Source organism: Acidovorax sp., assembly GCF_046339755.1.
GTDB lineage: Bacteria > Pseudomonadota > Gammaproteobacteria > Burkholderiales > Burkholderiaceae_C > Acidovorax.
The window spans coordinates 1-23,927 of sequence record NZ_JBKDTZ010000264.1 but is presented as its reverse complement, the minus strand read 5'-3'; the positions used below and the strand labels follow the sequence as shown (position 1 = coordinate 23,927).

At 68.2% G+C, this 23,927-nt stretch carries 20 protein-coding genes; 13 read left to right on the top strand and 7 right to left on the bottom strand.

Annotation, left to right across the window (positions count from 1 at the left end; genetic code table 11):
* The first annotated feature begins 154 nt into the window (after positions 1-154).
* Entirely contained in the window at positions 155-1,465 is a 1,311-nt protein-coding gene (locus tag ACK59X_RS23070) for a uracil-xanthine permease family protein (RefSeq protein WP_409960715.1), read from the top strand.
* Between the two features lie 68 nt (positions 1,466-1,533).
* On the opposite strand, the gene ACK59X_RS23065 is transcribed toward ACK59X_RS23070, so the two are convergent.
* The 6 genes from ACK59X_RS23065 to ACK59X_RS23040 form a co-directional block, all read right to left on the bottom strand.
* Positions 1,534-1,854, bottom strand: a complete 321-nt coding sequence (locus ACK59X_RS23065; protein ID WP_409960714.1) for a hypothetical protein — start codon at positions 1,852-1,854, stop codon at positions 1,534-1,536.
* Between the two features lie 127 nt (positions 1,855-1,981).
* Positions 1,982-3,514 (bottom strand): PepSY domain-containing protein, encoded by a 1,533-nt coding sequence (locus tag ACK59X_RS23060; protein ID WP_409960713.1) that lies wholly within the window; start codon positions 3,512-3,514, stop codon positions 1,982-1,984.
* 16 nt (positions 3,515-3,530) lie between these two features.
* Positions 3,531-5,735 carry a TonB-dependent receptor gene (locus ACK59X_RS23055; protein WP_409960712.1) on the bottom strand — a complete coding sequence of 735 codons (2,205 nt, stop codon included), beginning with the start codon at positions 5,733-5,735 and terminating at the stop codon, positions 3,531-3,533.
* 118 nt (positions 5,736-5,853) lie between these two features.
* Positions 5,854-6,213 carry a DUF2946 family protein gene (locus ACK59X_RS23050; protein WP_409960711.1) on the bottom strand — a complete coding sequence of 120 codons (360 nt, stop codon included), beginning with the start codon at positions 6,211-6,213 and terminating at the stop codon, positions 5,854-5,856.
* 82 nt (positions 6,214-6,295) lie between these two features.
* Complete coding sequence (locus ACK59X_RS23045; RefSeq protein ID WP_409960710.1) at positions 6,296-7,735, bottom strand: aldehyde dehydrogenase family protein; 1,440 nt, start codon at positions 7,733-7,735, stop codon at positions 6,296-6,298.
* Between the two features lie 312 nt (positions 7,736-8,047).
* Entirely contained in the window at positions 8,048-8,773 is a 726-nt protein-coding gene (locus ACK59X_RS23040; protein WP_409960709.1) for a FadR/GntR family transcriptional regulator, read from the bottom strand.
* A gap of 123 nt (positions 8,774-8,896) precedes the next feature.
* On the opposite strand from ACK59X_RS23040, the gene ACK59X_RS23035 reads away from it, so the two are divergent.
* From ACK59X_RS23035 to ACK59X_RS23010, 6 genes are all read left to right on the top strand, one after another.
* The gene (locus tag ACK59X_RS23035) at positions 8,897-9,715 is read left to right on the top strand and encodes an NAD-dependent epimerase/dehydratase family protein (RefSeq protein WP_409960708.1); all 819 of its coding nucleotides are present in this window, start codon (positions 8,897-8,899) and stop codon (positions 9,713-9,715) included.
* Complete coding sequence (locus ACK59X_RS23030; protein WP_409960707.1) at positions 9,712-10,617, top strand: SMP-30/gluconolactonase/LRE family protein; 906 nt, start codon at positions 9,712-9,714, stop codon at positions 10,615-10,617. The genes ACK59X_RS23035 and ACK59X_RS23030 overlap by 4 nt, the downstream gene beginning before the upstream one ends.
* A gap of 33 nt (positions 10,618-10,650) precedes the next feature.
* Positions 10,651-11,628 (top strand): TRAP transporter substrate-binding protein, encoded by a 978-nt coding sequence (locus tag ACK59X_RS23025; RefSeq protein ID WP_409960706.1) that lies wholly within the window; start codon positions 10,651-10,653, stop codon positions 11,626-11,628.
* A gap of 85 nt (positions 11,629-11,713) precedes the next feature.
* Positions 11,714-12,202: a TRAP transporter small permease gene (locus tag ACK59X_RS23020; RefSeq protein ID WP_409960705.1), complete on the top strand. Its 489-nt coding sequence runs from the start codon at positions 11,714-11,716 to the stop codon at positions 12,200-12,202.
* A 58-nt stretch (positions 12,203-12,260) separates the two neighbouring features.
* The gene (locus ACK59X_RS23015; protein ID WP_007853071.1) at positions 12,261-13,553 is read left to right on the top strand and encodes a TRAP transporter large permease; all 1,293 of its coding nucleotides are present in this window, start codon (positions 12,261-12,263) and stop codon (positions 13,551-13,553) included.
* 99 nt (positions 13,554-13,652) lie between these two features.
* Complete coding sequence (locus tag ACK59X_RS23010) at positions 13,653-14,588, top strand: DMT family transporter (protein WP_409960704.1); 936 nt, start codon at positions 13,653-13,655, stop codon at positions 14,586-14,588.
* A 34-nt stretch (positions 14,589-14,622) separates the two neighbouring features.
* Here ACK59X_RS23010 and ACK59X_RS23005 read toward each other — a convergent pair whose 3' ends face one another.
* Entirely contained in the window at positions 14,623-15,459 is an 837-nt protein-coding gene (locus ACK59X_RS23005; RefSeq protein WP_409960703.1) for a hypothetical protein, read from the bottom strand.
* Between the two features lie 331 nt (positions 15,460-15,790).
* Here ACK59X_RS23005 and ACK59X_RS23000 point away from each other — a divergent pair, with 331 nt between their 5' ends.
* From ACK59X_RS23000 to ACK59X_RS22975, 6 genes are all read left to right on the top strand, one after another.
* Positions 15,791-20,017, top strand: a complete 4,227-nt coding sequence (locus tag ACK59X_RS23000; RefSeq protein ID WP_409960702.1) for a DUF4347 domain-containing protein — start codon at positions 15,791-15,793, stop codon at positions 20,015-20,017.
* 81 nt (positions 20,018-20,098) lie between these two features.
* Positions 20,099-20,359 carry a hypothetical protein gene (locus ACK59X_RS22995; RefSeq protein ID WP_409960701.1) on the top strand — a complete coding sequence of 87 codons (261 nt, stop codon included), beginning with the start codon at positions 20,099-20,101 and terminating at the stop codon, positions 20,357-20,359.
* A gap of 56 nt (positions 20,360-20,415) precedes the next feature.
* Positions 20,416-21,525, top strand: a complete 1,110-nt coding sequence (locus ACK59X_RS22990) for an aldose epimerase family protein (RefSeq protein ID WP_409960700.1) — start codon at positions 20,416-20,418, stop codon at positions 21,523-21,525.
* 145 nt (positions 21,526-21,670) lie between these two features.
* Entirely contained in the window at positions 21,671-22,153 is a 483-nt protein-coding gene (locus tag ACK59X_RS22985; RefSeq protein WP_409960699.1) for a GreA/GreB family elongation factor, read from the top strand.
* A 66-nt stretch (positions 22,154-22,219) separates the two neighbouring features.
* Positions 22,220-22,693, top strand: a complete 474-nt coding sequence (locus ACK59X_RS22980) for an SRPBCC family protein (protein WP_409960698.1) — start codon at positions 22,220-22,222, stop codon at positions 22,691-22,693.
* A 156-nt stretch (positions 22,694-22,849) separates the two neighbouring features.
* Positions 22,850-23,927 (top strand): trypsin-like peptidase domain-containing protein (locus tag ACK59X_RS22975; RefSeq protein WP_409960697.1); only part of this gene is annotated, 1,078 nt, incomplete at its 3' end.

The window sequence follows — 23,927 nt, the reverse complement described above, 5'->3', positions numbered from 1 at the left end:
AGGCTCCCCTTTGCGGGCGGGCCCGGTTCCTCCTGGGCGCATGCCGCCCGCCATCGCACGCAAGGAGCCCCGGCAACGCGCCCCACCAGTGACCGCATTCCTCACATGACGACAAGTGCCCTGCAAAAGGGCCAACGAACAAGGAGACAAGACAATGGAACAACAACTGCTTTACCAGGTGGAAGACCGTCCACCGATGATCGCCACCACGGTGCTGCTGTCGCTGCAGCACCTGCTGGCCGCGCTCGGCGGCATCATCGCCGTGCCCCTGGTGGTGGGTGGCGCGCTCAAGCTACCGGCCGACCAGATCGTGGCGCTGGTGAATGCCGCGCTGCTGGGCTCGGGCATCGTCACCATCATCCAGTGCAAGGGGGTCGGGCCGGTGGGCATACGCCTGCCCTGCGTCATGGGCACCAGCTTCGCCTTTGTCGGCGCGGGCATCAGCGTGGGCCTGGAGCATGGCGTGGCCGGCATCCTGGGTTCTTCGCTGGTGGGCTCGCTGGTGATGATCGTGGGCAGCTTCTTCATGCCGGTGATACGCCGCTTCTTCCCGCACACCGTCACCAGTGTGGTCGTGACCCTGATCGGCCTGTCGCTTACGCCCGTGGCGGTGGACTGGGCAGCCGGCGGCGTGGGCGCCAGCGACTATGGCGCCGTGGGCCACCTGGCCATCGCTGGATTCGTGCTCGCGCTGGTCATCGCCTTCGTGCAGTGGGGCAAGGGCGTGGTCTCGGCCAGTGCCGTGGTGCTGGGCATCGCCAGCGGCTATGTGCTGTGCCTGGCGCTCGGCCTGATCGACTTCACCCAGGTGCGCGAGGCGCCGGTGTTCGCCATCCCGCAGCCGCTGCACTTCGGCATGGCGTTTCCGGTCTCGGGCATCTTCGCCATGTCCATCGCCTTCCTGGTCACCATCGTCGAGACCACGGGCACCTTCATGGCCCTGGGTGCGGCCACGCGCACGCCCATCCCGGGCAAGCGCCTGGCCAGCGGCATCCTGTGCGACGGCGTGGGCTCGGCCTTCGCGGCGGTGATGTCCAGCCCGCCGCTGTCCACCTTCGCGCAGAACGTGGGCGTGGTCTCGCTCACCGGTGTGGCCAGCCGCCACGTGGTCACGCTCACCGGTGTCATGCTGCTGCTGGCAGGGCTGTTTCCGGTGCTCGGCGCGCTGGTGGTGACCATTCCGCAGCCCGTGCTCGGCGGTGCGGGGCTCATGATGTTCGCGATGATCGTCGCGGCCGGCATCCGCATGCTGGCCAGCACCGCGCCCTCGCGGCGCAACACCCTCATCATCGCCGTCTCGCTGGGCTGCGGCCTGGCCGTCACGGTGCGGCCCGAGCTGCTGGGGCGCCTGCCGGCCTTCGTGCGCGAGGTCTTCGGCTCGGGCATCACCGTGGGCGCGCTGGTGGCCGTGGGCCTGAACCTGGTGCTGCCCGGGCGAGAGCACGGTGAAGACGAGCCCGCCTGAGCCCACGCCGGCATGAAAAAGCCGCCCGAAGGCGGCTTGCTGCGTTGGCGTGCGGCCAGGCGAGCGGCTCATTCGCTCCAGTCGGAGTGCTTCTCGCAGATCTTGTTGGTTTCCTTGCCCTTGCGGGTTTCGGCAAAGGTCACGAGGTTGCCCTTGAAGTCGTCGGGCGTCTCGTTCCACATGCAGGTGCACCAGGCCTGGGCCTTGGTCTGGCCCTTGATGGGGCTTTTCTCGTCGCCGCCCTCGTACAGCTTGGCGGCATAGCCCAGGCACTGGCGGTACTGTGCGTCGCCTGCCGGGGGCTTGTTGTAGTCGGTGGCGGCCAGGGCGGATGTGCCCGCAGCCAGGACGAGAAGGGCGCCGGTGAGCGCGGTACGGATCGATTGCATGGGGGGCCTTTGCAAAGTGGGTGGTTTTTGGTGTTGAAGACAGCGCGGCCCGGGTGCACGCGGCATGGCTGCTGTGCGCCACCTGGGCGTTACGTAGTGTATCTCTGTGAAACAAGAGGTTTCAATACTATTTTGCGCCCACCTTGGCTGCCTGCTCAGTGCCCCGCCACGGCCGCACCAGCCGCCGCCAGCCCACCACCACGCCCGTGGCGCTCAGCACCCCGCCGCCCAGGCTCAGCACGATGAGCAGCACATCCCACAGCGGGCGGCTGGCCAGCAGCGGCGCCCAGTCCCAACTGTGCAGCAGGGCGAACAGCCAGCGGCTGGCACGGCGGTGCGTGTCGCTTTTGTCGAGCACGGCGCCGGTGTGCGGGTCGATGTGCACCCAGGTGGCATGGGCGTCGGCAAACACCACGCGCAGCACGGGCAGGGGCTTGTCACCGCCGCCCGTCATGGTGTGGGCGGCACGGCTGTAGTAGTGCAGGTCGTAATCGCGCAGCAGCTCGGCGCGGGCCACTGGGGCGGCCACCAAGCGGGCCGCGGCGTCCTGCAGTGACTGCGCATTGAAGGTCTGGGCCTGTGCTGTGGCGGCGTCCAGCACGGCGGGCGCGCCTGTGGGGCTGGCGGCCAGCACCAGGGTGTGGCCGGCGTGGCGCACCCAGCGCAGCTCGCGCGTGTTGGGCGAAGCCGCGGCCAGCAGGGCCTGCACGCTGGCCGCCTGTGCCGGCACCACCAGTGGGCCGCCGTGCATGGCCTGCTGGCGCAGGGCCGGGGCGCCGCTGTCGAAGATCTTCCAGGGGTTCATGGACATCAGGCCGCTGAAGATCCAGGTCAGCGTGACCGCCGCGAACAGCAGGCCGAAGACATGGTGCCAGCGCATCATGAACCCCCGGTAGGGCGAGCGCGAGCCGTTCTTGTAGCGCCGCGTGAAGCGCCAGCGCAGCACGCCCACCACCGTGCCCGTGAGGGTGAGCACGATGCCCGCGATGGACAGCCAGTTCACGATGTCGGCCCACCAGGCATTGAACACATTGCCGCGAAACGGGTAGAGCCAGTGGATCCAGGCGCCCAGGTAGTTCCAGCCGCGCTCGCTGCGTGTGGCGTCGCGCACCACCTCGCCCGTGGTGCCCGAGACATAGACCTCGGTGCCCGCCGCGTCGCCCAGGGCCAGTCGGTGCAGGGGGCGGTGCGCGTCGAGCGCGCGCGAGTGGGTGAAGGCGTCTTCGTCCAGCGTGCCCAGGTGGCGCGGGGCGCCTTCCGATGCGCCCGCGAAGGCCTGGGCCGATGCCGTGGCCCGGCCCGCGTCCACGCTGCGCAACACCTCGCCGGTGGCGGCATCCACCACCGTGGCCGGCTGGCGCTTGGGCGCGCCCTCGGGCTGCAGCAGGTACACGGCCCGCCCGCCGCTGGCCACGGCCAGGCGCAGGTCGGCCAGGGGCTTGCCGTCCATGCCTGCGGCGCGCAGCGCATCGGCAGGCTCCAGCGCGATGGGGGCACCGCGCAGCGGCGCCAGGTGTTCCAGGCGCTCGGTGGCCGTGAGCTTGGGGTAGCCCACATACATCATCACCACGCCCGAGTAGAACCACATGGCGAAGAAGGTGCACAGCACCACCCCGGCCCAGCGGTGGACCAGGTACAGCCAGCGCTTGGCGTGTTGCATGCGGTGTCCTCCGGCCTCAGAACGCGGTGTGCAGCGTCAGATCGGCCGTGCGCGGTGCGCCCAGGTAGACCTGGTCGCGCACCTCGGCCGCGTAGGTGCGGTCGGTGGCGTTGCGTATGCGCGCGGTGAGCGTGGTGGCGGGGCCGAGCTTCCAGCCCAGGCCCAGGTCGAGCAGGGTGTACGAGGGCCAGTACTTGGTGTTGGCCGCATTGCCATAGACCTTGCCCACATGGCGCAGCCCCGCGCTGGCCGTGAGCGTGGGCGTGATGGCGTACGACACCCAGAGGTTGGCCACCGCCTGCGGCACCAGGGCCGGCACCCTGCCCGCCATGGACACGCCGCCCTGCACGAAGTTCTCGTACCGTGCGCGCGTGAGCGCCAGGTTGCCCTGCAGCTGCCACCGGGCGCTGGGGCGCAGGCCGGCCGACAGCTCCACGCCGCGCGAGGACTGCTCGCCTACCAGCAGCGTGAGGTTGGGGTTGGCCGGGTCCTGCGAGGCGATGTTCTGGCGCCGGATCTCGTACACCGCCACCGTGGCGCTGCCCTTGCCGTCCCAGAAGTCGAACTTGCTGCCCACCTCGACCTGGCGGCCCGTGGTCAGCTCGCTGTTGTTGCGCACGTCGGCAAAGGAGGCCGAGGCCAGCGAGCCCGAAGGCGGGTCGGCCGCGTTCGAGGCCTGGGCGTACAGGTTGGCGCCGGGGGCGATGTCCCACACCAGGCCCAGGCGGCCCGTGGTGGGCTGGTAGTCGCGGCTGAAGGTGGCGGGCGCGGCGGCCGTCACGGCGCGGCGGTTCACCAGGTCCAGGGCTATGCGCTCGTGGCGCAGCGCGGTGACGAGGTTCAGGCCGGGTACCACGGCGGTGCGGTTCTCCAGGTACAGGGCGGTGGTCGTGGCCTTGTTGTCCTTGTCGGCGTTCCAGACCGGTGACAGGCCTGGAATGTCGAAGAAGTTCTCGGTTGCAAAGCGGTAGGGGTCCACGGTGCTCACGGTGACGGCGGGGCCTTGCGGGAAGCGCGTCTGCTTGTTCACGCTCACGTCCAGGCCGAAGGCCCAGTCGCTCTTGCGGCCCGCCAGCTGGCCCTGGTAGGTGCCTTCGATGCGGTTGCCCAGCAGCGTCTGGTCATGGCGCTGCAGATAGGGCGAGGTGCGCGCCACGGCCGTGTTGGTGGCGTTGAAGGTGTAGATCTCCACGTTGCGGTAGTCGCGCAGCGCGTCATAGGCGTAGAAGGTGTTGCGCAGCTGCAGCGCGTCGGACACGCGCCACTGCGCCACCGAGCGCAGCCACTGCACGCGGTGCCCGTACACGCCGTCGGCGCTGTTGTAGTTGGCAAAGCGCGTGGCCGGATCGATGCGCAGCGCGCCCACGGCGGGGTTGAGCACCGGCGTGCCCCAGTAAGGGCGGTCCACATGGTCCTTCTGGTACTCGTACGACAGGGTGTGGGTGAAGCCCCCGCCCAGGTCCGACAGCAGCGAGGTGGCCAGCTGCGTGGCCTGGGTTTTCGTGCCCGTGGTCCAGCTGCCCGCGTCGCGGTGGTTGAGGTCGATGCGCGCGAAGTGCGCCGGGCCGGAACTGTCGCTGCTGCCCGCACTGCCTGCGATCTGCCGGTTCAGGCCCACCGAGATTTCCTTGAGCCCGTAGGAGCCCGCGCGCACCTGGCCCTCGGCGAAATTGCCGCGCTCGGCCGTCTTGGTGATGTAGTTGATCGAGCCGCCCACCCCGCCCGAGCCGTAGAGGAAGCTCGACGCTCCGCCGATGGCCTCGACGCGGTCGTAGATCCAGCTGTCCACCGCGCGCGTGGCGCTGCCGTACTGCGGGTTGATGCCGTTGTACAGCTGGGCCACCGAGTTGGCCGTGAAGCCGCGGTAGCTCGCGGCCATGGAGCCGGGTGCGTTGTGCGCGCTGACGCCGGGCACGGCACGCAGGATCTCCTGCGTATCCTGTGCGCCGCGCGCGTCGATGGTGGCGCGGTCCACCAGGGTGACCGAGGCGGGTGTCTCGCGTGCCGTCAGGCCCAGGCGGCTGCCGGTGGCCACGGGGGTATCCAGCTGCAGCCGGCCATTGGGCTGCGGCGCGGCGTCGGTCACCTCGACGGCCTGCAGGGTGGGGGTGGCCTGCTGGGCGCCTGCACACAGTGGCACCAGGGCGAGGACGAGGGCCGCATGCAGCGGCGACAGGGGGAACAGGGCGGCGGGCGCGGCGAGAAAAAGGGAACGGGACATGGCACAACTCTCTGGCGGAGGGCGGCACCCGGAGACAGGTGCGTGCCATCCGCAACACGGACAGGAACGAAGGCCGCGCAGCCCTGGCGTCCAGGGGCCTGCGCGAGCGGCGGTCGGGTCAGAGAGCGGTCGGGGGCCCGCGTGCGGGCAGGGGGGCCGCGGTGATGGCGGCGATGCGTGCCGCCTCCACGGGCTGCACGGCGTGCGCCAGCGGCTGGGGCAGGGGGGCGAAGGCCGTGGGCACCGGGGGCGGTGCCCCCACGGTGCTGGCACACAGCGGGCAGTCCATGCCCATGCTGCCCATCTCCACGGTGCCGTCATCGGTCTGCACCAGCAGCTTGATGGTGCCCGCTCCCGAGCAGATCACCTCGATGGGCTGCGGGTTCACCAGGGGCGAGGCCATGGCCACGCCCATGGACGCCATGAACCAGGCCAGCACCAGGAGGCGCAGGGCGGCAAAGGTTCGAAGGGCGTGCATGGGGCGCAATTATGCCTGCCGGTGCCGCGAAACGAATCGGGCGCACAAGGCGCCCGATGGATCTGCGTCAAGCCAGGATGGATCAGGCTTGCGTGTACGCTGTCTTCACCGTGGTGTAGAACTCCGCCGCATAGCGGCCCTGCTCGCGCGGGCCGTAGCTGCTGCTCTTGCGACCGCCGAAGGGCACGTGGTAGTCCACGCCAGCCGTGGGCAGGTTCACCATCACCATGCCGGCCTGGGCGTGGCGCTTGAAGTGCGTGGCGTGCTTGAGGCTGGTGGTGGCGATGCCGCTGGCCAGGCCGAAGGGCGTGTCGTTGGCCAGGGCCAGCGCTTCCTCGTAGTTCTTCACGCGCTGCACGCTCACCACGGGGCCGAAGATCTCTTCGCGGTTGATGCGCATGCCGGGCGTGGTCTCGGTGAACAGGGCCGGGCGCAGGTAGTAACCGGGGGCGCCGTCGGCGTTCTTCTCCAGGGCTTCGCCGCCGTAGGCGAGCTTGGCGCCTTCCTGCTGGCCGATGCCGATGTACTCCAGATCCTGGGCCAGTTGGCGGTCGTCCACCACGGGGCCGATGTCGGTGCCGGCCTTGCGCGCGTCGTCCACCTTCAGAGTCTTCATCTTCTCGACCATGGCGGCCACGAAGCGGTCGTGGATGCCTTCTGTCACCACCAGGCGGCTGCTGGCGGTGCAGCGCTGGCCGGTGGAGAAGAAGCCGCTGTTGATGGCAGCGCCCACGGCGACGTTGATGTCCGCATCATCGAGCACCACGAAGGGGTTCTTGCCGCCCATCTCCAGCTGCACCTTGGCGCCGCGCGGCACGCAGGCTGCCGCCACGCGCTGGCCCGTGCCCACCGAACCGGTGAAGCTCACGCCGGCGATGCGCTCGTCTTCCAGCAGCACCTGGCCCACGTCCGAGCCGCGGCCCATCACCAGGTTGAACACGCCGGCCGGCAGGCCCGCGCGGTGCAGAATGTCGGCCAGTGCCCAGGCGGAGCCGGGCACCACCTCGGCGGGCTTGAACACCACGCAGTTGCCATAGGCCAGGGCCGGCGCGATCTTCCAGGCCGGGATGGCGATGGGGAAGTTCCACGGCGTGATGATGCCGATCACGCCCAGGGGCTCGCGCGTGATCTCGATGCCCACGCCGGGGCGCACCGAAGGCAGCACCTCGCCGCCGGGGCGCAGCGCCTCGCCGGCGAAGAACTTGAAGATGGCGGCCGCGCGGCCCACTTCGCCAATGGCTTCGGGCAGGGTCTTGCCCTCTTCGCGGGCCAGCAGGTCACCCAGTTCGGCCTTGCGCGCGATGATCTCGTTGCCCACGGCGTCCAGCACGTCAAAACGCTGCTGCGGGGTGGACAGGCTCCACGCGGGGAAGGCGGCGTGGGCAGCCGAGACTGCCTCCAGCGCCTGCTCGCGGCTGGCCACGGTGTAGTCGCCGATCACGTCGCGCGTGTCCGAAGGATTGGTGTTGCGGTAGCTGCGGACGCCTTCGGTCCAGTTTCCGCCGATCAGGTTTGCATGCATGGTGGTTGTAGGCTGAGGTGGTGGTTGAGGGTGTGAAAATCAGGGCTGCGGCAAGGCTAAGCGCTCAGCGCCGCACTGCAGATGGGCTGGCGGTTGATGTAGTGAACACTGAACGATAACCTGCCGACGCCAGATTCGGCAAGCCTCGGGCGTGCATTGCTGTCTCCTGTCATGCAGGGCTGCAGTATGCTGCTGGCAGCTGGGCCCCGTTTCTGCAAGCCATCGCGCGCAGACAATTGTTGTATGTCATCGTACAACAAAATGTGCATTTGCGCACCCTTGATCGCCAAGGGCGGGAGCCACCCCTGGCGCTCAGCCCGCTTCGGCCTGCGCGCGGCGGCGGCGTTCGCGGCTGTTGGCCAGGTGGGTGCGCATGGCCGCGCGCGCGCCGTCGGGGTCCTGGGCCAGGATGGCGTCGTAGATGCTCTCGTGCTCGCCATTCACGCGCCGCAGGTACTGGCGCAGATCGCTCTCGCTGTTGCCGGCATCGAGCCGCGCACGCGGAATGATCATGCTGCCCAGCGTGCCCATCAGCTCGGCGAAATGGCTGTTCTGCGTGGCGCGCGCAATTTCCAGGTGGAACTGGAAGTCCGATGCCACCGCATCGCGGCCCTCGTCCACCGCCTGCGTCACGGCGTCCAGTGCGATGCGCATGGCGGCGATGTTGGCGTCCGTGCGGCGCTGCGCGGCCAGCGCGGCGGCCTCGGTCTCCACGCCGATGCGCAGTTCCAGCACGGCGATCACGTCGCGCAGCGTACTGAATTGGTCGGGCGTGATCTTGAAGCCCGGCGCCTGGCCCAGGCCCAGCACGAAGGTGCCGATGCCGTGCCGTGTTTCCACCAGGCCCGAGGCCTGCAGCTTGGAAATCGCCTCGCGCACCACCGTGCGGCTGACCTCGAACTCCGCCATGATCGCCGCCTCCGTGGGCAGCTTGTCGCCCAGCGCCAGGCGCCCGTCTCGGATACGGTCACCCAGGGACTCCACCAGCTCCAGGGCCAGGGTGCGGGGCTTGCGGCGAAGGGCGACGGCGGTGTTCATTTCTTGGTGTTATCCCTATGTATCGAAGGGGCTCATGGGAGTACATTGCCTTTCGTTGTACGACAACTGATGACGTTCAACGACGCATACCGCAACTGTAAGCCAAGAACCTTCCCGATTTCCATGCCCTGCCACCCGACCCCGATCCGATTCAACCGCCTGCTGCTCACCGGCGCCGCAGGCGGGCTGGGCCGTGAACTGCGCAGCCGCCTCAAGGCGTACTGCACCACCCTGCGCCTGTCCGACATCGCCGACCTGGGTTCCGAGGCCGCCGGGGAGGAAGTGCGCCCCGCCAGGCTGGAGGACGCCGCTGCGATCCACGGCCTGCTGGCCGGGGTGGACGCCGTGGTGCACCTGGGCGGCGTGTCCACCGAACAACCCTGGGACGCCATCCTGCCCGCCAACATCGTGGGCGTGTACAACCTGTACGAGGCCGCGCGCAAGCAAGGCGTCAAGCGCGTGATCTTTGCCAGCAGCAACCACGTCACCGGCTTCTACCGGCAGGACGAAGTCGTGGGCCTCAAGGACCCGGCACGGCCGGACGGCCTGTACGGCGTCTCCAAGGCCTTCGGCGAAGACCTCTCGCGCTTCTATTTCGACCGCTACGGCATAGAGACCGTGTGCCTGCGCATCGGCTCCTCCTTCCCCGAGCCGCGCAACCGCCGCATGCTGGCCACCTGGATGAGCTACGACGACCTGGAGCGCCTGGTCGTCGCCAGCCTCACCGCACCCGTGGTGGGCCACAGCACCATCTACGGCATGGGCGACAACACGACGACCTGGTGGGACAACACCCTGGCGCGCCACATCGGCTACCGCCCGCAGGACAGCTCCGAGCCCTTCCGCGCCAAGGTGGAGGCCGCCGACCCGGCGCCCGACATGGCCGACCCGGCCGTCATATTCCAGGGCGGCCCCTTCGTGCGCACGGGGCCTTTCGAATGAGCGCTACCACCGTGGACCTGCTGATTGCCGACCACCGCGACCAGGTGGGCGAAAGCCCGCTGTGGAGCCCTGCCGAGCAGGCCCTGTACTGGGTGGACATCGAAGGCCGCGCCCTGCGCCGCCTGCGCTGGGCCGACCGCCAGCTCACGAGCTGGGCCACACCCGAGCGCCTGGCCTGCATTGCCCTGCATGCCGAGGGCGGCCTCATCGCCGGCATGGACACGGGCCTCTTTCACCTGCTCCCGGCCGACTATGGCACGCTGGCTTGCACCCCCATCTCCCCCGTGCAGCACCCGCAGGACGGCATGCGCTTCAACGACGGGCGCTGCGACCGCCAGGGCCGTTTCTGGGCCGGCACCATGGTGCGCGACATGGCCCTGGCGAAGCCCGCAGGGGGCCTGTATCGCCAGGATGCGCGCGGCCTCTCGGTGCCCCAGGTTGAAGGCCTGGTCACCCAGAATGGCCTGGCCTTCAGCCCCGACGGCGCCACCATGTACCTGAGCGACAGCCACCCCAGCGTGCAGAAGATCTGGTCACTGGACCTGCATGACGACGGCAGCCTGGGCCCGCGCCGCCTGTTCGTGTACATGCGCGAATTGCCCGGCCGGCCCGATGGCGCGGCCATCGACACCGATGGCTGCTACTGGATCTGCGCCAACGACGCGGGCCTGGTGCACCGTTTCACGCCCGCGGGCGTGCTCGACCGCTCGCTCACCGTTCCGACCAGCAAGCCGTCGATGTGCAGCTTCGGCGGACCCGACCTGGACCTGCTGTTCATCACGTCCATCCGCCCGGGACAGCCGCAGGGCGACGACATCGCGCACGGCGGTGCGGTCTTGGTGACCCGCCCCGGCGCACAGGGGCTCAGAGAAGCCCCGTACCAGCCCGCCCGGGCTGCCTGACCACCCCCCATTCAACCCTGGAGACAAACCACCATGAACGTTCCACACCTCATCGGCCGCGTGGCACTGGCCGCCGGCATGCTGCTGGGCAGCCTGGCCGCGCAGGCCACCGAGTTCCGCTCGTCGGACATCCACCCTGAGGACTACCCGACCGTGCTGGCCGTGCGCCACATGGGCGAGACGCTGAACAAGGCTACGGGCGGCAAGCACAGCATCAAGGTCTATGCCAAGGGGTCGCTGGGTATCGAGAAGGACACCATCGAGCAGACGAAACTGGGCGCCATCGCCATGACGCGCGTGAACGTCGCGCCCATGAACAACATCTGCCCCGCCACCATGGTGCCCACCATGCCCTTCCTGTTCCGCGACAAGGAGCACATGCGCAAGGTGCTGGACGGCGCCATCGGCGACGAGATCCTCAAGGACTGCGAATCGCAGGGCTTCGTGGGCCTGGCCTTCTACGACAGCGGCGCGCGCTCGATCTACACCGTGAAGAAGCCCGTCAAGACCCTGGCCGACGTCAAGGGCCTGAAGGTGCGCGTGCAGCAGAGCGATCTGTGGGTCTCGCTGCTCGAAGCCATGGGCGCCAACGCCACGCCCATGCCTTTCGGCGAGGTCTACACCGCGCTCAAGACCGGCCTGGTGGACGCCGCCGAGAACAACTACCCCAGCTACGAGAGCTCGCGCCACTTCGAAGTCGCCAAGTACTTCAACAAGACCGAGCACTCCATGGCGCCCGAGATCCTGCTGTTTTCCAAGCGCGTGTGGGACACCCTGAGCGCCGATGAGCAAAAGGCCATCCGCGCTGCCGCCAAGGAATCGGTGGGCTTCATGCGCAAGATCTGGGACGAGCGCGAAGAGAAATCCCTGGCCACCGTGAAGGCCGGCGGCGCGCAGATCGTGGAGATCGACAAGGTCGCGTTCAAGACCGCCATGAAGCCCGTGTACGACAAGTTCCTCAAGGACCCCAAGCTGCAGGACATGGTCAAGCGCATCGACGCGGTGAAGTAAGCAGAACCCAGAGCCTCTGGAGGCTGGCGGCGCAGGGCAGGGGCCCGCCGCCAGCCTCTCCACTTGTTGTTTTTGAATGTCCACTATGTACACGCGACTCTGCGCCTTCATCGCGCGCACCTGCCTACAGCTCGGCGTGGGGGGCCTGGTCCTCCTGGTCTGCGCCGTGCTCTACCAGGTCATCGGCCGCTATGTCTTCAACGACACGCCCACCTGGGCCGAAAGCGGCGCCGTGCTGCTGGTGCTGTATGTGACCATGCTGGGCATGGCCGTGGGCGTGCGCGACGCGGGCCACATCGGCCTCGAATCCTTCCTGGTGCTGGCACCCGACTGGCTGCGCACCAAGCTCGAACTGCTGATCCATGCCCTGGTGCTGGTGTTCGGCGTCGTCATGGCCTGGAACTGCGGCGTGCTGGCCGAATCGGTCGCGCCCTACAAGATCCCCACGCTCGGAATCTCCGAAGCCTTCAAGTACGTGCCGCCCGCCATGGCCGGCGTGCTGGTGGCCATGTTCTCGCTGGAACACATCATCGCCATTCTGCGCGGCGTGGAAGTCGAGCCGGCCTGGCATTGACTCTCAGCCTCTGAGCCGTTCTTCCGCACCTTCACGTCCCTACAAAGATTCCACCATCATGGCGTTGACCATCCTGTGCGTGACCTTCACGCTCCTGCTGCTGCTGGGCGTGCCCGTGGCCTTTTCGATCGGCCTGTCTTCGCTGGCCACCATCCTTTACGAAGGCCTGCCGCTGGCCGTGGGCTTCCAGCAGATGATTTCGGGCATGAACCCGTTCTCGTTCCTGGCCATCCCGTTCTTCATCTTTGCCGGCGAGATCATGATGTACGGCGGCATCGCCGACCGCATCGTCAACTTCGCCAAGAGTGTGGCGGGCCATGTGCGCGGCGGCCTGGGCATGAGCAACGTGCTCGCCTGCACGCTGTTCGGTGGCGTCTCGGGCTCGCCCGTGGCCGACGTCTCGGCCATGGGCGCCGTGCTCATCCCGCAGATGAAGAAAGAGGGCTACCACACCGACTACGCGGTGAACGTGACCACCCATGCCTCGCTGGTGGGCGCGCTCATGCCCACCTCGCACAACCTCATCATCTTCACGCTGGCCGCCGGCGGCAAGGTGAGCATTGCCGCGCTGATCCTGGCGGGCATCGTGCCGGCCCTGCTGCTCACCATCTGCAACCTGGCCGCCGCCTACCTGGTGGCCGTCAAGCGCGGCTACCCTGCTGGTACCTTCCCCGGCTGGGAGATCGTGTGGATCTCGTTCCGTGCCTCCGTCCCGGGCCTGGCCGTGGTGGTCATCATCATCGCGGGCATTCTGTCGGGGGCCTTCACGGCCACCGAGTCGGCGTCGGTGGCGGTGCTGTGGGCGCTGGTGCTCTCGGTCTTCGTCTACAAGAAGCTCACGCGCGAGCAGTTCCTCAAGGCCGCCTCCAAGGCCGTCAAAACCACGGGCACGGTGCTGCTGCTCATCGGCATCTCGTCCATGTTCGGCTACCTGATCGGCCTGTACGGCGTGGCCGAGCTCACCGGCGATGCGCTCAAGTCCATGAGCACCTCGCCGTGGGTGATCTTCCTGTGCGTGAACATCATCCTGTTCATCCTGGGCACCTTCCTGGACATGGCGGCCACAATCCTCATCTGCACGCCGATCTTCCTGCCCATCTGCCAGCAGTTCGGCATGAGCACCGAGCAGTTCGGCATCGTCATCCTGATCAACTGCGCCCTGGGCCTGAACACCCCGCCCGTGGGCACCACGCAGTTCATCGGCTGCACCATCGGCGGCATTTCCGTGGGCGAGGTGATGAAGACCATCTGGCCGTTCTACAGCGCGCTCATCGTCGCGCTGATGCTGGTGACCTACGTGCCGCAGTTCTCCATGTGGCTGCCGGACCTGGTCCTCAAGGGTGGTGGGTGAAGCGCAGGGGGGCGTCCTGCGGCTCCCCTGCGGTTTTTTCTGGATATGAACGAGGCGCCTGCGGGCGCCTCATCTTCTTTTGAACGAAAGATGGACCTGATGGGGGCTTCCCGTTTTTCGGACCGCAAGGTCCTTGTCGCCGTGGCGCTGCTGTGCTGCCTGCTCTGGGGCAGCTCCTACCCCGCCATCAAAACCGGCTACGCCTGGTTCGCCATCGCCAAGGGCGACGTGCCCACCCAGCTCGTGTTCGCGGGCTGGCGCTTCGTGGGTGCGGGGCTCATACTGCTGGCCTGGGCCCTGGCCAGCGGCCGCAAGATCCTGGCCCTGGGTCCCGGCGCGCCGCGCCAGCTCGTGGTGCTGGGCCTGGCGCAGACCGCCCTGCAGTACGTCTTCTTCTACGTCGGCGTGGCGCACACCACGGGCGTCAAGGCCTCCATCATGAACGCCACTGGCACCTTCTTCAGCGTGCTGCTGGCGCACTGGGTCTACCACAACGACCGCCTGAGCCACGCCAAGCTCTGGGGCTGCGTGGTGGGCTTTGCGGGCGTCATGGTGGTCAACCTGGGCCGCGGCACGCTGGACATGGACTTCACCCTGCTGGGCGAAGGTTTTGTCGTGCTCGCGGCCTTGGTGCTGGCCGCCGCCAGCATCTATGGCAAGCAGGTGTCGCAGCGCATGGATTCGGTCGCCATGACCGGATGGCAACTGGCCATCGGCGGTGTGGCCCTGCTCGCCATGGGCTGGGGCACGGGCGGTTCGCTCTCTGGCTTCACGCCTGCGTCCACCTTGTTGCTCGTGTACCTGGCCCTGCTGTCCTCGGCCGCGTTCTCGCTGTGGAGCTTGCTGCTCAAGCACAACCGCGTGAGCCAGGTCACGGTGTTCAACTTCACCGTGCCCATTTTCGGCGCCGCCCTGTCGGCCCTCTTCCTGGGCGAGGCGCTGTGGGAGTGGAAGAACCTGGTGGCGCTGGTGCTGGTGTGCGGTGGGATCTGGCTGGTGACGCGTGATGCGGGGCAGGGTCAGGCGGGGAGGTGAATGCGCTGCCAGTCTGCACACCGCCGCTGCGGCGTCAACGGGGCAGCCTGACAACCCCATAGGGGTTGAACTTGAAGTCGTCCTCTTCGTAAGAGGAGGCGAGCGTGTGGGCGCCGCGGCGCTCCTTGAGCACCTGCGCCAGCCCGCGCTGCGCCATCTCATCCGCCACGGCATCCATCAGCGCCACCGCCTGCAGCTCCGATCCCATCGACTGCGGCACATACACCTCCGGCAAACCGACCAGGTGAAAGCCCACGCTTTGCAGGTAGCCCTTGTCCGATATCGGGCGCCGGGCGAAGGCCAGGCGGCCCACCCGTTGCTGTGCCAGCAGGTCGCCGGATTGCAGGGCCTGGGCGCCCTGGCGGACCAGCTCCCGCCAACGATCAAGCCCGTGCGCGACGCCTGCACTTTCGCCCTTGGCGGCAACCGCCCCGGCATCGATCAGCCGCCCGACCAACTGCAGTGCCGCCATCGAGACCTTGACCGTGTCCTGCCGATCCATGGGCGGCCCCAGCACGTAGAGGACGGAGCGGTGGCTGGCGACCGCCTGTTCGTCCGCTGCGGTCCAGGCATTGGGGAGCACCCGGTCGCGGTTCACCTCGAACGAGCGTGGCATGCGCTTGTCAGGCTCGGAAAGGGAGTAGTCCTCGTCCGCACTGAACCCGGTCGCGAAATCACGCACCGCTGCCGACACGGCGGCCTTCAATGGAGCCAGGTTGCTGCTTTTTCCGAGGAAGCACAGTACATGGCGCGGCTGCACCGACGGTGGTTCAGGCACTGGGGGTGTGGACGGGCGTCCTTCGGGCTTCTGGCCCCAGGCCCCCCTCCAGCCCACGGTAGCGGCGATGCCTGCTGCAACGAGACGGCGCATGGTGTTCAAGGTTCTGTACCTGCAGGTTGTTGATGGTGGTGACGACGGGACAGCGCGCGGGGGCGGGCGCTCGGACCGCAGCGCGACGGCCGTCCATCTTACGGCGATCGGCGCAGGGTGGTTGTCGTCCCATAGGCGGCCCCGGCAAGAAACACTTCGTCTTGCCGCTGCTTTCTGGTAGAAAGCGCTGTCACCCCGTCTTGCGCTCAGCCAGCCCAGGCCGTGGTGCCGCGCTCCGAGCCGAACGCCCGCGTGGGCATCCGGTCCCCCCGAGAGATCTGCGGCCACAGGCACCTGGTTTCCTGGCCGCCAGCACGAGGATGCAATCAGCATGGCCTACCACCCCCTGGACCTCGCCCACCCCGCCAACGCGCACAGCAGCCCCGTGCAGGTGGTCTTCCTCTTCAGCGACCTGCACGACCCAGCGGCGCTGGCCACCGCGGTCCCCGAGGGGGCCGAGCTTGTGCTGCTCGATGGCATGCGCGACGGCCTGGCGCAGATGGCCGCGCACCTGCAGGGGCGCAGCGGCATTGGCGCCCTGCATGTGCTCTCCCACGGCAGCCCGGGCCGCCTGCACTGGGGCAGCACCGTGCTGGATGCCGACAACGCCCCCGGGCATGCCGACCTGCTGCGCGCCATCGGCAGCGTGCTCGCCGACGATGGCGACGTGCTGCTCTACGGCTGCCACTCGGGCGCGGGCAGGGAGGGCGTCGCCTTGCTGCGCACGCTGTCCGACCTGTTCGGGGCCAACGTGGCGGCGTCCACCAACGCCACCGGCTCGCCGCAGCTGGGCGGCGACTGGGTGCTCGGGCGGCAGCACGGCAGCGTCCACACCCCGGCGCTGGTGGGCCCGGCCGACTATGCTGCGGTGCTGGCTGCGCCCGCCGACGAAAACTACGACTCCAATGGCATCACCAACTTCGCCACGGCCACCTTCACGCTGGACGGCATCAAGTACACGGTCACCGGCACGGGCACCTACTCCCACAGGGTCTCCAACGACAGCACCCTGTCGGCGCTGGGCAACGACGCCGGTGACTACTTTCTGCGCTTCGACCGGACCAATGTCTCGGGCATTTCCAGCATCAAGGTCGAGGCGGCCGATGGCAGCGCATTCCGGCTCAATGGCCTGAGTTTCGGTGCAGCGGCCGATGGCACCATCACCGTCACCCCCGATGGGGGCTCGGCCCTGACCTACGCCAGCAGTGGCACGACCATCCTGCAGCAGAACGTCAACACCACGGCCAATACCCACTTTCAGAACATCACCAGTTTCACCTTCGCGGGTGCGAACCTCTCCCTGGCCCTGGATGACCTGGATTTCGAGCCGGGCGTCGTATCCATCGCCGCGATCACCGGCGCCACCTACAACGCATCGACCGGGGTGCTGTCCGTCACCGGCACCAACCTCGCCAGCGGCGCCAATGTCGATGTGGGCAAGCTCGCTCTCACCGGCCAGGGCGGCACCAGCTACGTGCTGACCAGCAGCAACGTCAACGCCAGCAGCGCCACCGCCTTCTCGGTCACCCTCAACGCGGTGGACCAGCTCAACGTCAACGGCCTGCTCAACACCAATGGCCTCGCGGCGGTGGACGCCACCGTCTTCAACCTGGCGGCAGCGGCCGGCTGGCAGTCGGGGGCCTCCGCCGACACCACCGGCAACGCCATGCTCGTCTCCGGCGTGGCCGCCCCTGCCATCACCAGCGCCACCTACGACACCGGCACCCATGTCCTCACCGTCACGGGCACCAACCTGGTCAAGACCGACGGGGCCACCAACGATGTCTCGGTCAACAAGCTGACCCTCACCGGCGAAGGCGGCGCAACCCGCGTGCTGTCCACCTCGGCCAACGTGGAGGTCACTTCGGCCACCAGCTTTGAGGTGACCCTCTCGGGCGCCGATATCGCCGCGGTGGCGGCGCTGCTCAACAAGGGGGGAACCAGTTCCACGGGTGGCACCACCTACAACCTGGCCGCAGCCGATGACTGGAACAGCGTGGTCACGGGCGGCAACATCGCCGACCTCACGGGCAATGCCATCACGGTCTCCATCCCGGGGCCGGCTCCCACCATCACCAGCGCCACCTACAACGCTACCAGCGGCGCCCTGGTGGTCACCGGCACCGGCTTCAGCGCCCTGACGGGGGCGGCCAACGACATCGTCGCCAGCAAGTTCACCTTCACCGGCGAGGGTGACGCGGAGTTCACCTTGGATGGCACCGCCAATGTGGAGATCACCAGCGCCACTGCCTTCACGCTGACGCTCAGCGCGGCCGACCGTGCGGCCGTGAACCAGTTGGTCAACAAGAACGGCACCAGTTCCACCAGCGGCACGAGCTACAACCTGGCTGCTGCCGAGGACTGGGCCGCTGGCGCCGATGCGGCCTCGGTGGTGGCCGACCTCACGGGCAATGCCATCACCGTGAGCAATGTCGCGGTACCCACCGCCACCAGTGCCACCTACGATGTGGGCACCGGGGTGCTGGTAGTTACCGGCACCAACCGGCTGGGCAAGGCCGGCACTGCCAACGACATCGTCGCCAACAAGCTCACCTTTACAGGCAAGGCTGGCGGCACCCATGCGCTGACCGACACCGCCAACGTGGACATCACCAGCGCCACCAGCTTCACCCTGACGCTGAGCGCCAGCGACAAGGCAGCCGTGAACCTGCTGCTGGACAAGACCGGCACCAGCGCTACCGACAGAACCACCTACAACATCGCCTTTGCCGAGGATTGGAACGCTGGTGCCGATGCGGCCGTGGTGATCGCCGATCGCACAGGCAACGCGGTCACGGTCGGGGGCACGCCGCCGCCCTCGAACAACGTGGATGGCACGCCCGTCACCGTTACCACGGCGCCCGATGGCACCACCACCACCACGGTACCCGTGGTTGCCAGCAACCGGCCCGATACGCCCGGCTCGGCCACCCCGCTAGCCGATATCCCCATCGTCAAGGCCGCCGATGGCCATGCCCTCGTGTCCGTCAGCGTACCTGCTGGCGTGGGCCTCACTTCCGTGGGGCAGTCTTCCAGCACCACGGGCTCGGCCGCTCAGGCCGAACTCCTGCGGCGCATCGACTCCGCTGCGGGCAGCAATTCGGAGCTGGCCCCCCAGGCGCAGGACTTCCTGGCCACCTTGGGCGCCAGCGAATCGCTGGTGGTGCAGACCATCAAGCCCATCACCGGCACCGGCTTCAACCCCAATGTGCCGCTGGTGATCAACGGCAGCGCCGCGGCGGGGGACGGCAAGCAGGCCATCGTGGTGGACGCGCGCGCCCTGCCCGCAGGCAGCGTGATCCAGGTGGACAACGTCGAGTTCGTGGCCATCGTAGGCGCCGTGCGCACCATCGGCGGTGCCGGCCAGAACATGGCCGTTGGCGATGGTGCCGCCCAGTGGATCGTGCTCGGCCCGGGCAACGACACTCTCCACGGTGGCGACGGCAACGACACCGTGGGCAGCGAGTCCGGGGACGACGGGGTCTACGGCGATGCAGGCGACGACATCGTCTTCGGCGGTGCCGGCAACGACCTGCTCTCGGGCGGCACGGGCAGCGACAAGCTCAATGGCGGCACGGGCTTCGATGTGGCGCTGCAGGAGGGCTCGCGCGCGGACTACACGGTGGTGCTGGAGGCCAATGGCATCAAGCTCACGCATACCGCATCCGGTGTCTCCGACTGGCTGGTCGATGTGGAGCGGGTGCGCTTCGACAGCGGCCCCAGCCTCACCGTGGCCCACAGCGCGGCCGAGGAAGCGGCGGCCTACCTGTTCCAGAAATGGCTGGGGCGCGAGCTCACGCCCGGCGAGGGCGCCATCATCCAACCCTTCACCAGCGCCACCGCGCTGGAAGTGGCCGCCCTGTTTGCCCAGTTCTTCCCGCAGCAAAGCGCAGGCAGGACGCCAGCGCAGCTGCTGGAAGGCATGGCCAGTGCAGTTGCCGTGCGCGTGGATGCCATCCGAGATGTGGCCGGCGACGCCGGCAACAACACCATCAGTCCCACGCTGGGCCTGGCCCGGTATGTGGACGGCGGGGCGGGTGCCGATACGGTCGTGGTGCCGGCCACGCTCGCGCAGACCCACGTGCAGCACAACGGCAACGGCAGCTATACCGTGCAGCGCATGACCGATGGGGCCATGCTCGATTTAACGCGGGTGGAGCGCATCAGCTTCAGCGACACCAAGCTGGCCCTGGACCTGAACGGCAACGCCGGCCAGGCGGCCAAGCTGCTCGGTGCGCTGGGCGGCCCGGCCTTTCTGACCAACAAGGGCGCGGTGGGCGAGGTGATGCGCCTGCTCGACGCCGGGGCCTCCAGCCAGACCGTTGCAGGCATTGCCCTGCAACTGCTGGGCGTGCAGACGCCGTCGCAGGTGGCACAACTGCTGTGGACCAACATCGTCGGCCGCGCGGGCTCGCAGGCCGAGCTCAAGCCCCTGGTGGACCTGATGGTCAGCGGCGTTTCGTACAACGAGGTGGCCGTGATGGCGGCCAACCTGGAACTCAATGCCACGCGCATTGATCTGGTGGGGCTGGCCAGCAAGGGCATCGAGTTTGTGTGAGGGCAGGGCCGCCCGGCCCCTGCCGATCCCCCGCGCAAGGGCTGCGTCAGCCGCCCCAGCGGCCCCGGCTGGGTGGACGCCATGGTCACTCGCACCTTTGACATTCCCAAAGACTTTCACCCCACGCGCCGCTTGCTCGGCATCACGGGCGACGGCTGGTGGCTCAACGACGACGACGCCATGCTGGTCATGGGGCACTCGGGCCAGCGCATATATATCCACCGCGCAGAGCAGCTGGTGGTGGTGAACCTGGCGGTGTACCTCGAGCCGCGCTATGCGGGGCCGCATGAGCATGATCGGGATGCGGAATTGAACAGCTTCATCCAGGCGTGCAGGGCTTGAGAGGTGCCACCTGCATCCTGCCTGCGCCAACCCGTCGCCGCGCATAAACTCGGCGCATGCCCCACACCCTCCACCGCGACGCATTCCAGCACACCCTGCACGGCCAGCGCACCGACCTCTACACCCTGCGGGGTGGGAGCGGCATGCAGGTGGCCGTGAGCAACTACGGCGCGCGGCTGGTGCAGATAGCAGTGCCCGACGGGCAGGGCGGGCTGGTGGATGTGGCGCTGGGCTACGACAGCCTGCAGGGCTACCTCGATGGGCAGCTCTCCATGGGCGCACTCATCGGCCGCTGGGCCGGGCGATTGCGCCAGGGGCTGCTGGCACTACCCGGCGGTACCTTGACGATGCACCTGCCCACCAACAGCGGCCCGCACCACCACCATGGCGGGCCGCGCGGCAGCCGTTTCCAGGTGTTTGCGGTGGACGAGGTGCAGGCCGATGCCATCGCGCTGAGCCATGTGTTCCGCACCGAGGCCGATGGCGTGCCCGGCACAGTGCGGCTCACGGTGCGCATTGCCGTCACGCCCGACAACGCGCTGCAGATGGCCTGGACGGCCGAGGCGGCGGATGCGCCCACCATCGTCAACATCACGGGCCATGCCTTCTTCAACCTCGCGGGCCATGGCAGCACGCACCGCCACCAGCTGCAGGTGCCCGCCAGCCGCTATGTGCCGCTGGCGCTGGACGTATGCCCGCTGGGCCAGGTCGACACGGTGCAGGGCACGGCCTTCGACTTCCGCGAGCTGCGCACGGTGGGCGAGGCCATTGCCCAGCACAGTGACCAGCTGGCGCTGGCCGGCGGGCTGGACCATTACCTGGTGCTCGATAGTTCGGTATCGGCCCGCGCACCGTTTGCATTGCCCGCCAGCAGCCCTGGCCTGCGCCTGGCCGCGCGCCTGCGCGAGCCGGTGAGCGGCCGCAGCATGCAGGTGTGGAGCACGGCCCCCGGCGTGCAGGTGTACGCGGGCCACGGCCTCAAGGCCGACCCGGCGCGCGACCTGGGCAGGGGCACTGGCGCAGGCGGCTGGCTCTGGCAGCCTGGCGATGGCATCTGCCTGGAGCCCATGGAGTACCCCGACGCGCCCAACCATCCAGCCTTCCCTATGCACTGGCTGGCGCCGGGCGAGGTGGAGCATGGGGCCATCGTGTACCGGTTCTTGTGATCCACCGGCATCGCGTCCGGCCGCATCGCTTGCGGCAGTATCAGGACTTTGCCCATGGCTGCAGTTCAACGGCGGCCAACCGAAGCGCACAGGGCAGGCGCGTGCAGCCCTTCCCCACCAACACCTGCCCTTAGCTTTCACCACCATGGACAAATTCTTGCTGCAGCAGCAGGTGCTGCAACGGCTTGCCCAAGACCTGCTGCAGGCCGAAGAGGCGGTGCGCGTGGCCCATGAAACGGCGACCCACGAAGAGAACATCGCCGAAAACAAGTACGACACATTGGGGCTCGAAGCCGCCTACCTGGCCACCGGCCAAGCCCGGCGCGCCGAAGCCATCCGCCAGGCAATGGCCCATTGGCGTCAGTTCCACCCACATCCCTACGACGCTGGCAAAGGCATACAGCTCGGCGCGCTGGTCTGCCTGGCCGATGCCGACGACAGGCAGCAACTGTTCTTTTGGGGTCCGGATGGGGGCAGCATGCAGTTGGCCAGTGGCGGCCAGCCGGTGCAGGTCATCAGCAGCGAAGCCCCTTTGGCCCGGGCCATGCTGGGCAAATGCGAGGGGGACGAGGTGTTGCTGCAGGTCGGCCCGACCCGACAGCAGTTCGAGGTCTTGTGGGTTCACTAGGTCGCCGAGGTCTGCAGACGTGCAGGCGCAAGCGATGGGCAGCACACGCGCTGCCTCGGAGGGTGGATGAAGGTGCCCGAATTCGGCCAGTCAAACCGCCGGCTTCGCGGACTCTTCGCCTGCGCATTCAACCAAGCGGAGGCAGCCGTGGCGTACTTCTCTCACACCATTTTGCTCAATGTCGGGGCTGACCAGGCCTGGGATGCACTTCGTGACGTAGGCAACCTGCACACCCGGCTGGTGCGGGGCTTTGTGGTCGAGTACGAGTTCGACGGCAGTGAGCGCATCCTCAAATTCGCCAATGGGGTCAGCGCCACCGAACGAATCGTCGCCATCCGGCGCGTCTCCTGGTCGACGATCAGCGAGCGCCTTGCACACCACAACGCCTCTGCCCAGGTTGTGCCGGAAGGTCCGGGGTCTTGCCGGTTCATTTGGTCCGTGGACGTGCTGCCCGATTCCATAGCTCCCAGCATCGAAGCCATGGTGCAGGCGGGCCTCCAGTCCATCCAGCTGACGCTTGAGCAAGCAGGTGCCGCCTGAACCGTTGCGGCTGTGGCTTTCATCCTGGCCGATTGCGAAAGTCTGGCCAGAACCGCTGCGCCAGTTGGGCCCGGCCCGCCTAAGTTTCGCCTAAGTGTCCGCTCGGAAACTGCCTTCCATCACAGCAAATCCCTTGCTACGAAAGGCAGACTCACCATGGACACCTCCAGCTTTGTCGCATCCACCCCCCGCCGCCTGATCGCCGCCCTGGTGGCCGCAGGGGCCCTGGGCGCCGCGAGCGTCGGGCTCATCAGCGGGCACACGGCGCGGGCATCGGCACCCGTGCCGGCGCCCGTGGTGGCGCAGGCCGCCTTGCCCGCCGGCGCGGCGCTGCCCAGCTTTGCGCAGATCACCGCGCAGAACGGCCCGGCCGTGGTCAACATCAGCGTGACGGGCAGCTCCCGCGCCTCCATGGACGGGGACGACGATGACGAGCAGTCGACCGCGCGCCAGCAGCAAAAGCGCCAGGCGCCGGGCCTGGACCCCGATGATCCGTTCTACGAATTCTTCCGCCGCTTCGGCGTGCCCGGTGCCGGTGGTGGCGTGCAGCCCAGCGTGCCCACGCACGGCCAGGGCTCGGGCTTCATCGTCAGCCCCGACGGGCTGGTGCTGACCAATGCCCACGTGGTCAAGGGCGCGAGCGAGGTGATGGTCAAGCTGACCGACCGGCGCGAGTTCCGCGCCAAGGTGCTGGGGACCGACCCCAAGACCGACGTGGCCGTGCTCAAGATCGACGCCAAGAACCTGCCCACGGTGCGCCTGGGCAGCACGCGGGACCTGCAGGTGGGCGAATGGGTGCTGGCCATCGGCTCGCCCTTCGGCTTCGAGAACAGCGTGACGGCCGGCGTGGTCAGCGCCAAGGGCCGCTCGCTGCCCGACGACAGCCTGGTGCCCTTCATCCAGACCGACGTGGCGGTGAACCCCGGCAACTCGGGCGGCCCGCTGTTCAACGGGCGCGGCGAGGTGGTGGGCATCAACTCGCAGATCTACAGCCGCTCGGGCGGCTTCATGGGCATCAGCTTCGCCATCCCCATCGACGAGGCGATGCGGGTGTCGGACCAGCTGCGCAGCAATGGCCGCGTGATCCGCGGGCGCATCGGCGTGCAGATCGCGCCGGTCACCAAGGAAGTGGCCGAGTCCATCGGCCTGGGCAAGCCGGCCGGCGCGCTGGTGCAGAGCGTGGAGTCTGGCGGGCCGGCGGACAAGGCGGGCGTCGAGGCGGGCGACATCATCA